General features: G+C 41.3%; 6 protein-coding genes. All 6 read left to right on the plus strand.

Translation table 11 applies throughout. The annotated features are described in order from the left end of the window. Positions 1-2,757: SusC/RagA family TonB-linked outer membrane protein (locus tag B3B27_RS06220; RefSeq protein WP_286847125.1), on the plus strand; the 2,757-nt coding region annotated here is incomplete at its 5' end. A gap of 26 nt (positions 2,758-2,783) precedes the next feature. Further along, on the plus strand, positions 2,784-4,748 hold the full coding sequence (locus B3B27_RS06225) for a RagB/SusD family nutrient uptake outer membrane protein (RefSeq protein ID WP_238867651.1): 1,965 nt from the start codon (positions 2,784-2,786) through the stop codon (positions 4,746-4,748). A gap of 45 nt (positions 4,749-4,793) precedes the next feature. After that, positions 4,794-5,993 (plus strand): DUF4959 domain-containing protein, encoded by a 1,200-nt coding sequence (locus B3B27_RS06230; protein ID WP_238867652.1) that lies wholly within the window; start codon positions 4,794-4,796, stop codon positions 5,991-5,993. A gap of 72 nt (positions 5,994-6,065) precedes the next feature. Continuing rightward, complete coding sequence (locus tag B3B27_RS06235; RefSeq protein WP_238867653.1) at positions 6,066-7,328, plus strand: DUF4998 domain-containing protein; 1,263 nt, start codon at positions 6,066-6,068, stop codon at positions 7,326-7,328. 77 nt (positions 7,329-7,405) lie between these two features. Next, entirely contained in the window at positions 7,406-8,242 is an 837-nt protein-coding gene (locus tag B3B27_RS06240; protein ID WP_238867654.1) for an endonuclease/exonuclease/phosphatase family protein, read from the plus strand. Between the two features lie 336 nt (positions 8,243-8,578). Then, entirely contained in the window at positions 8,579-9,745 is a 1,167-nt protein-coding gene (locus B3B27_RS06245; protein ID WP_286847129.1) for an FN3 domain-containing metallophosphoesterase family protein, read from the plus strand. Positions 9,746-9,889 lie beyond the last annotated feature (144 nt).

The raw sequence follows: 9,889 nt of genomic DNA on the forward strand, positions 1-9,889 counted from the left end.
TCAATCTCAACAGTTAAAACAAGTGAATTAAAAGTACCCAGTAGCAATCTTACTACTGCCTTTGCAGGACGCGTAGCAGGGCTGATTTCATATCAAACCAGTGGTGAGCCTGGGAGTGACAATGCGCAGTTTTTCATCCGAGGAATTACCACTTTCGGGGCAGATGCTAAGAAAGACCCGCTGATCTTGATTGATGGCGTTGAATTAACTGCAGATGATTTGGCTCGGTTAAACACCGACGATATTGCCAGCTTCTCCATTATGAAAGACGCTACAGCGACTGCCCTCTATGGTGCCCGAGGCGCCAACGGCGTAATATTGGTAACAACAAAAGAGGGAAGGGAAGGAAAAATGCAAGTAAATGCTAGGATCGAAAATTCCTTTTCCACTCCAACGCAAATAGTAAAACTAGCTGACCCAATCACCTATATGAATATGCATAACGAAGCGGTACTGACGCGTGACCCCAATGGTATCAGGGAATATTCCGCTGAAAAAATAGAGATGACACAGCGAGGTCTATATCCCAATATCTTTCCGGCAACTGACTGGTATAAAGCAATGTTTAATGACTATACCATCAACCAACGAGCCAATATTAGTGTTAGTGGAGGTGGTTCAATTGCTCGTTACTACGTAGCCGCAAGTATTGCAAAAGATAATGGAAATTTGAAGGTCGACCGGCGGAACAATTTCAACTCAAACATCGACCTTACAAAGTACACTGTGCGATCGAATGTGAACGTTAATCTAACAAAGAGTACAGAACTAATCATGCGGTTAAGTTCAACATTTGACGATTATCGGGGACCGATCGACGGTGGATCTGCTATGTATCGCAAGGTAATGCAGGCCAACCCAGTTTACTTCAAACCATCATACGAACCAGACGAACAATTTGATTATGTGAACCATGTGCTTTTTGGCAACTATGCTACGGCTGACTACATAAACCCCTATGCCCAAGCTCTGAGAGGTTATCGTGATTATAGCAAAAACATGACTATGACCCAATTCGAGTTAAAACAGAATCTAGATATGTTAACCGATGGTCTAACATTCCGTACAATGGTCAACATGAACCGTTTTTCGGAGTTTACAGTTGTCAGGGAATATTCACCGTTCTATTACAGTATCGATTCTTATAATTTAGCTAACAATTCCTATACGCTTAAAAACCTGAATCCTGAATCCGGGGATACATTCCTGAAATACAGCCCTGGCGCAAGGAACATCAACACTGTGTTTTATCTTGAATCGGCTTTCGAATACAACAAGAATATTACGGATAAACACCATCTCAATGGTTTGCTTGTCTATATCATGCGACAGGAGAAGAACGGCATTGCCGATAACCTGTTGCTTTCGTTACCCAACCGTAACCTCGGCTTGTCCGGTCGTTTGGCCTATAACTATGACAGCCGCTACTTTGGTGAGTTCAACTTCGGATACAATGGCTCTGAACGTTTCTCGAAGGAACATCGGTGGGGTTTTTTCCCTTCGGTAGGACTCGCATGGATGCTCTCAAACGAACAATTCTTCAGTGATTTGAACAATCTTTTTCCACAGTTTAAACTGAAAGCGACCTATGGGCTGGTGGGTAATGACGCAATCGGTAGTAATAACGATCGCTTTTATTACCTGTCACAGGTTGATATGAACGCATCGAGGAACGTTAACTGGGGAGCAATGATGAATTATAACCCGGCTGGCATAGATGTCTCGCGATATGCCAATGACCGGATCGGTTGGGAAACTGCCTATAAGACGAATGTGGGTGCTGAAATCTCGGTTAAAGGCGGACTGTCGGCAAACATCGATATTTTCCATGAGAGAAGGAAAAACATCCTGCTTACACGTGTCATTCCTCAGACAATGGGTATTATCCCTGCAATCAAGGCAAACCTGGGTGTTGCCAGTGGTAAAGGGATCGACGTGGAGTTGAATTACGAGAAATTCATCACGAATGACTTCTATGTCACTGGTCGAGGTACATTTACCTATGCCAGCAGTGAGGTGTTAGAATGGGAAGAGCCTGATTATACCGGCACTCCATGGCGGTCTAAAGTGGGTTACAGTATCAACCAAAACTGGGGCTATATTGCCGAACGCCTGTTTATTGATGAACGTGAAGTAGGCAATTCACCAACACAATTCGGAAATGTAATGGGTGGTGATATCAAGTATCGCGACGTTAATAACGATGGAGTGATTTCCGCTTTAGACCAAGTTCCTATCGGTTACCCTACCGTTCCTGAAATCAACTTTGGATTTGGGACAACGATTGGCTATAAGGGTTTTGATTTTTCTTTCTTTTTTCAGGGATCAGGACGTCAATCCTTCTGGCTCAACATCGGAAACATCCAACCATTTGTTGATGGTGACACTAATGACAACTTAATAGGGCAGAATGCCGTGCTACAAGCCATTGCCAACAATTACTGGACAGAAAGCAAACGAAATTCCTATGCTTTCTGGCCACGGTTATCAACTTACAGTATTACAAACAACAATCAAGCCAGTACATGGTGGATGCAGGATGCTTCTTTTTTACGCCTCAAATCGGCAGAATTCGGATATACTTTACCTAGAAGGCTGACAGAAAAAATATATATGAGTAACTGTAGAATCTATCTTAGTGGCACTAATCTGTTATCTTGGAGTCGTTTTAAACTGTGGGATCCAGAAATGGCAGGTAATGGACTTGGATATCCGTTGCAAAGGGTAATCAACTTAGGATTGAACGTGAATTTTTAAATTGAATTAAAATAAAATTTTCAAATATGAAATCAATGATAAAAAATACTGTTTGTATATTATTTGCCACTTTTGTGATATCATGTAATTATCTAGATGTGGTTCCAGACAATATTCCTACATTGGATGATGCTTTTGCCAATCGGTATACTGCAGAACAGTATCTTGCCACCTGTTACTGGGGACTTCCCAAGGCAGCAGGTTGGGATCAGAATCCAGCATTTCTCGGGTCTATGGAAATGATAATGAATTCAAATTTCCGCACGAGTGGCGGCATGAGACATGCATTAGGAGAAGACAATCCCACATCGCCTGTCATCAACTACTGGGGCAGTACAGCTACGACAATCCGGTCACTATATGCAGGTATCCGTGAATGCAATACCTTCCTGGACAATATAGAAAGGGTACAGGACCTCAAAAGTGACGAACGTGACCGGATGATCGCAGAGGTGAAAACAATAAAGGCCTGGATGCACTTTTACCTGATTACCTACTATGGTCCCATCTGCCCATTGAAAGAAAGCACACCAATCAACACCTCAACCACGGGTATCCGTGTCTATAGGGAAAAGATAGATGATTGCTTTAACTACGTGCTGGAGTTACTTAATGAAGTAATTGCCATTGATGCTTTGCCCGACCGTATTACCAACCGCACCACAGAACTGGGGCGTTTCACGCAGGCAGTTCCCTATGCATTGAAGGCAAGGGTGTTGACTTATTGGGCAAGTGATCTTTTCAACGGTAATACCGATTACAATTCGTTTAAAAACCACCTGGGTGAACCTTTTTTCAATCAGGTAAAAGATGTGTCCCGCTGGACAATTGCAGCTGAAGCTTGCAAGGAAGCAATTGAAGTCTGTAAGGCTAACGATATACGTTTGTATCAGCCATCCGATTATATGCAGACAAAACCCATGTCTGACACCACCCTGCTCATCAACACGCTCCGTAGTGCAGTAAGCGATCAACAAAACACCAACGTCGAGCTGATATATGGCAATACCTCATATCCCAGCGGATCCAATGTACAGCGTCACTGCTTACCAAGGTTTGAAGCTGGGTCGGCCGCTAACGCTACCTCAAGGCTGGCAGTTCCACTGCACATTGTTGACCTGTTTTATTCATCAAATGGACTTCCGTTGGAAGATGATCAAAGCTGGTCTGAGAATGACAAATACAATAACCGCTTTCAAACACTTAGAGTGGGTGATGAGTCACACAGATATGTAATTCAACTCGGTGAAATTACATCACAAATCAATTTTGATCGAGAATTACGTTTCTATGCTGCACTCGGTTTCGATCGTGGCAAGTGGTATGGCAACCATTACAACAATGAACCGAATAACGATGCGGAAGCAATGTTTCCCATGGCACGGTACTCTGAATTTTCCAACCGTGTGGCAAACAACGAATATAATGCTACAGGATACTGGGCAAAGAAGCTGGTCAACCTGAACACCCGTTGGCGTGACGCCAATGAATTGACATATTTGAGCTTTCCCTATCCTGACATGCGTTTTGCCGACTTGTTGCTGTTGGCCGCCGAAACAATCAATGAAGCGACCCCCGGTGAGGACAATGCTCCAGCCAATCCTGAGGTTTACACCTACATCAACATGATCAGAGAACGTGCCGGATTGGAGGGATTAGTGGAAAGTTATCAGAAATATGCTGTCGCTGACAAAAAAAACAAACCCGCAACCAAAGGAGGCATGAGGGAGATTATCCGACGTGAAAGGAAAGTTGAATTATCACTCGAAGGCCAGGACTACTGGGACAGGAAGCGCTGGAAAACGGCACATCTGGAGTTAAACCGGAATATCGAGGGTTGGAATGTAACAGCAGAGGATACAAGCCCCAGCGCTTATTACATGCCAACAACAATCTATACACAAAGATTTACGCTTAGAGATTATTTTGCACCTATCCCAGAAAGCGATCTAGTCAATAATCCTCAGCTAGTTCAAAACCCGGGATGGTAAAAAGACAATTAAAATTAAAAACTTATGATTCATAACCGATTTCATATGAAGGCAACACAATTATTATTTGCAGTTTTGGTTTCACTGATATTTTTTTCATGTGAAGAAAAGCAACTGGAACCGATTAACATATCAAAAGGCAAACCTGCTCCGGTAAGCGATGTGGTAGTTATGTATGCACCAGGTGGCGCAATCCTCTCGTTTAAGTTGCCTCCCGACGATGATGTGCTGGCCGTGAAGGCAGTTTACAAGCTTAGTAACGGTAAGGTGCGAGAATCGATTACCTCCTTTTATGGAGATAACCTGAAAATTGAAGGTTACAACGATACCAATGAACATGAAGTGCTTTTATATACCGTAAGCCGTTCACAGGAGCTCTCTGACCCACTGTTGGTCAAATTTACCCCACAGGAATCGCCGCTGAGCAAGGCTACCAGAACAATGGAGATTTCCAGTGACTTTGGCGGTGCTTACTATACCTGGAAAAACCTGGATAAAGTACTTCTTACTGCAGAAATGCTTGTGGAATCTGACAATGGGAAAATGCAGACTGCCAGGATTGTGACCTCAAACCTAGAAGCTCCCTTTTTCAGCATTCGAGGTTATGAGCCTATCCCCAGGAAATTTGCCATCATACTAAAGGACAACTGGGACAACGTTTCTGATACAATTTATCCCGAGGGAGAAACTGTTACCCCCTGGCTTGAAATGACACTGGACAAGAATCTATGGTCGATTTACAAAGTAAATGGAAGCTACCTACCGGGTGATGGTACATTTACAAACTGGGAAGGCCGTGACGAATATATGTTCGATGACGACGTAAATACCTTTGGACACAGCTATTCCGGGTCACTACCAGTGGGCATCACGATAGATCTGGGTAAACCGGCCATGCTGAGCCGGGTGACATTCTTCCAAAGATTCCAAAATGGGGTCTATTATTCATGGGGAAATCCACGTAGGATTATTGTCTATGGCAGAAAGGAAGCCCCGACTACCGGCAACTGGGATGAATGGACACAACTTATTGATTACACAATGATCAAGCCCTCTGGAACCAACGACCAATACTCGGTTAATACCGATGAAGACCGTCTGGCTGCCTTAAACGGACATGAAGCTTCTTTTCCGATCTCGTCAGACTCTTACCGGTATCTCCGGTTCAGGTTCATGACTTCCTGGGAAAACAGGCCTTATGTGCATCCAGCTGAAATTACTGTACAGGGAATATACGAGGATTAGCACATTACAGATAATTAAATCTTCAAATAATTGAATTCTATAAAACTTTAGTGAAAAACTAAATATTGACATATGAAAAAATATATATTACATTTGATTGTTGCATGTGCATTGCTCTTGTCATGTGAGAATATGATGGACGTGCACAAGCAGTTTATCGAAGGCGGAGAGAAAGTTTATGCACTAAAACTGGATGAATCCAGTTTTTTTGCAGGGCACAATCAAGTCTATTTCAAGTTTTACATGACCAATACAACGAATATCAAAACTGTTGACCTTTTCTGGGACGAAGATTCGCTTATTATCCCGATGCCTACTTATGGATGGGGTACGGTAGCTGTACCTGTCATTGAAGAAAAGTCCTATTCCTTTAGAATCCGGACTACCGATATTTTCGGTCACCATTCGCTTTGGAGTACTGGTTTTGCCAATTCTTACGGTGCTTATTTTCAAGAGTCACTGACAAATCGATCAGTAAAAAGTTTTGAATTAACAAATAACAATATTAACGGGTTGATTAGCTGGTTTCCACCAGCATCGAATCTCGTTCGCAGCGAAGTGCGCTACACCGGTTTGGATGGTGAGGAAAAAACTGTAAATGTACCGGCCGGTCAGAATGTGACACAATGCCCGGGGTTGAACATCAACCGGTTTGATGTGCGCTCTTTTTTCTTGCCGGAACCCAATGCTATGGACACTTTCGTCATTGCATGGCAGCAAGTGACTCCCGTATATAAGTTACCGACAACAGAATGGACGATCGAATATTGTAATTCCTGGCATGGTCAACCTTCGCTCACCGGTACCCAGAATATGCCTCATTTTATTTTTGATGGCGATTACAACACCATCTGGCATTCCAGTTATGGAAATTATACTGTTGGTACTCATCCGCTTGATCCGACAATCACCAGAGATCCACCACCCTTTACTATTGTAATTGATATGGGTGAACCGGTAAATATTGCGAAGGTTGATATTTACCGAAGATTCAATAATAACAATGTACAAACCGTGATAGTATACGCACCAGCAATAGATGATAATCTTCTCACAGATGCAGATTTTGAATGGCTGGGCAATATACCGGTATCGTTTGTGAATCACTCATTCTTCAAGAATTACTCTTATCCCGGAGTGGAAAACTCAAACTGGACGGAACTTGGCCGTGTAGAGTACCCTAATGCCAGCAATTTAGGTACCCCTGAGGAAAACTTAAGAGAGATTGATGCCTCTTCACTGAATATCAAAAGCCGATATGTGAAACTGATCCTACCTAATACTCGTAGTAACGGAAATGTATCACTTGCGGAAATAGCCATACATGGGCGATAAATCTGTTATTTACAATGCAATGCCAGCAGAGTTACACACCCTGCTGGCATTAAAAAAAATTTAATAATTCTATGGAAATGAGAAAAATAATTATGTTAAGCTTTATTGTCCTGCTGGCCTCCTGCGGGAAAGAAACGAACGATCAAACACCTACAATAATAACACCTCCCACAAAAGATGTCGTCTATCTAAAAGTGATGACCTACAATATTGCAGGTGCTGCTTCAAGTACAGGTGTAAGGAGCCTGCCCGATCTTGCTGAAGTTATCAAAAAAGCCGACCCCGATTTGGTAGCAATTCAGGAAGTAGATGCGTTTACCACCCGTAATGGGAAAGATGTACATCTTGCTCGCGATCTTGCAGCTCTTTGTGGCATGGAGTACTGGTTTTTTGCCAAAGCAATGGATTTTCATGGCGGAGAATATGGCGATGCCATTTTATCGAAACATCCTTTCAAGGAGACTGAAGCTTACTCCCTAAGCGGAGATTGGGAAGGAGAACACATTGAAACTCGATCAGCTGCACGCGTAACAGTAGAAATTGGCGGAAGAGATATTGATTTTATCAGTACACACTTAGACCATACAAGCAATGATAAGTGGCGTATACTACAAGCAAATGAATTGGTAGAAATTGTGAAATCGCTTGATTTACCAGTCATTATGGGAGGAGACTTAAACTGTACTCCGACTAGTGAACCCATGAAGATACTCTATCAGGAGTTACTGTCACCCTGCAAAAGCAACAGCTGCCTTGGAACATTCGTGGGAAGTAAGAACGCAATTGACCATTTGATGTATAGGAGCAACAGCGTCTTAACTCTTTCTTCATATGGTGTGTATGCTTGGGCAGACAAGGAATCAGACCATTTTCCGGTAGGGGCAATATTTGAGGTGGATAAATTGGCTAACTAAGTGCATATTGTGATTGTTATATTGCATATTATTATCAATTTGCATATTTGTCTAACAACTTGCTATTTTGTTTTACACACTAACATTCAATATTATCAGATTTTTTCAAAATAATTAATAGAGGGTGAATCACAATAAGATACCACCCTCTTTATGATTAAACTCTTAACCAAGAACAAATTCAACTTTCAGAGATCAAAATTCTATCTTTGACCATCATTCTACTTTATAAAGGTCCCAATCATCGAAATAACGATGAAAAAAACTGGCGATTGTAATATTATTAATAATCCAAACCATGTTTTATAGAAAAAATGTAACAACAATATAAAACAAATGACAAAGAAACTTATTATACTCTTTTTAAACTTTCCACTATTTATTTTTTCACAGGGGATAGAAATTACACACGGCCCTTATCTTCAACAAATGGGAGAAAATGAAGTAACAATCATTTGGACGACAAATAACGATGCCATTTCTTGGGTCGAAATGGCGCCAATAGGAAATGATAGTTTCTATGCATTCGAACGCCCAAAGTATTATGAAACGGCTTATGGCAGTAAAAAAACAGGCAAATTACATCGTATAAATCTTTCAGGATTACATCCCGGAACAGAATATCGATATCGAATCTTTTCGAAAGAGATCGTATGTTACAAAAATCACCGTGTACTGTATGGCAATACTGCTTCTTCGAATGTTTATTCCCAAAAACCATACCAGTTCAGAACACTCGTTGTAAACGCTGACAAGGTCTCATTTAGGGTGGTGAACGACCTGCATTCCAAGAATGAGAACCTTAGTAAAATGCTTGGTGGCATAAACAGAGACAATACTGATCTTGTCATCTTCAATGGTGATATGATATCCATTTTGAATGATACAGAGCAAATTTTCAACGGATTTATGGATACTGCTGTAGCACTTTTTGCGAAAGAGATTCCTCTTTTTTTTAGTCGAGGAAACCATGAAACAAGGGGGCGTGGCAGTGCTGGTTTATATGATTATTTCCCTACGAAAACAGGTGAGTTTTATTACTTTTTTCAGGCCGGACCTGTTTATTTCATCATCCTGGATGGCGGTGAAGACAAACCCGATTCTGATATTGAATATTCAGAATTATCTCATTTTGATGCCTATCGTTCCAATCAGGCTGAATGGCTGGAGTCTGTTGTGTCATCGGTTGAATTTCAACAGGCACCGTATCGTATCGTGATCATGCACATTCCACCCACTGCCACCACCTGGCACGGCACAAAAGATGTGATTCGGAAATTCACTCCAATATTGAACAATGCTAACATCGATGTAATGTTATGTGGTCATACACACAATTATACATTCATTGAAAAAGGTGAAGATCCTGCAGTCAATTTTCCTATACTGATTAATGATGACGAGAACTGGCTTGATATTATTGTAGATTCAGAAATAAGAATTACACAGAAAGATATGTATGGAAGTATCTTGAAAAATAATTTTTTTCGCCACAATAACTAAATAATTATTTTCTCTAGTGAAACACCAAGTTATTATTTAATATTCATTAAAAGTAAATTTATCAACAAAATCTGTTCTAATAACACTTAGCTGTAATAATGCATTAAATCATCTATTAAGTTAATAATTCTATGCAAAATACGA

Source organism: Proteiniphilum sp. UBA5463, assembly GCF_002427225.1.
Lineage (GTDB): Bacteria > Bacteroidota > Bacteroidia > Bacteroidales > Dysgonomonadaceae > Proteiniphilum > Proteiniphilum propionicum.

What these genes read in the sequence shown, in the direction of transcription:
- B3B27_RS06225 (WP_238867651.1), top strand. Translation starts at nt 2,784, where the DNA reads ATGAAATCAATGATAAAAAATACTGTTTGTATATTATTTGCCACTTTT.
- B3B27_RS06230 (WP_238867652.1), top strand. Translation starts at nt 4,794, where the DNA reads ATGAAGGCAACACAATTATTATTTGCAGTTTTGGTTTCACTGATATTT.
- B3B27_RS06235 (WP_238867653.1), top strand. Translation starts at nt 6,066, where the DNA reads ATGAAAAAATATATATTACATTTGATTGTTGCATGTGCATTGCTCTTG.
- B3B27_RS06240 (WP_238867654.1), top strand. Translation starts at nt 7,406, where the DNA reads ATGAGAAAAATAATTATGTTAAGCTTTATTGTCCTGCTGGCCTCCTGC.
- B3B27_RS06245 (WP_286847129.1), top strand. Translation starts at nt 8,579, where the DNA reads ATGACAAAGAAACTTATTATACTCTTTTTAAACTTTCCACTATTTATT.